The organism is Mesorhizobium sp. M7A.F.Ca.US.011.01.1.1, assembly GCF_003998295.1.
GTDB lineage: Bacteria > Pseudomonadota > Alphaproteobacteria > Rhizobiales > Rhizobiaceae > Mesorhizobium.
The window spans coordinates 1-580 of the sequence record NZ_RZRT01000221.1; the positions used below are offsets into that span (position 1 = coordinate 1).

Annotated in this window: 1 protein-coding gene; it reads left to right on the forward strand. The window is 65.3% G+C overall.

The features are described 5' to 3' along the window. Positions 1-580 (forward strand): glucoamylase family protein (locus EOA13_RS37430; protein WP_164780677.1); only part of this gene is annotated, 580 nt, incomplete at both ends.

Sequence of the window (580 nt, forward strand, 5' to 3'; positions counted from 1 at the left end):
CCTGAAGCGAGGTCTTGGCCAGAACACGGTGATTGCGCCTTATGCGACCGTGCTGGCGGCGCAGTTCACCCCGCGTGAATCGGTGCAGAACCTGGCCAGGCTGAGGCAGCTCGGCGCCCTTGGCCGGCACGGCTTCTACGATGCGGTCGATTTCACGCCGCAGCGCGTGCCGGAGGGCACCGATCATGTCGTCGTGCTGAACTACATGGCCCACCATTCCGGCATGTCGATCGCCGCCGTTGCCGACGCTATCTTCGAAGGACGCCTGCGCGATCGCTTCCACAGCGATCCGGTGATCGAGTCGGCCGAGTTGCTGCTGCAGGAAAGGGCGCCGCGCGACATCCCGACCGCCACCGTCAGGACCGAGGCCGACGAACGGTCGAAGGACGAAACGGAAGTCGAGAGCCCCGATACGCGCATCGTGCTCAACCCGCTCAAGGCGCTGCGTTCGACCAGCGTCATGTCCAATGGCCGCTACTCGGTCATGGTCACCGCGACCGGCTCTGGATATAGCCGCTGGGGCGAGCTTGCGATCACGCGCTGGCAGCCGGATCCGACCGAGGATCGGCTTGGCTCCTAT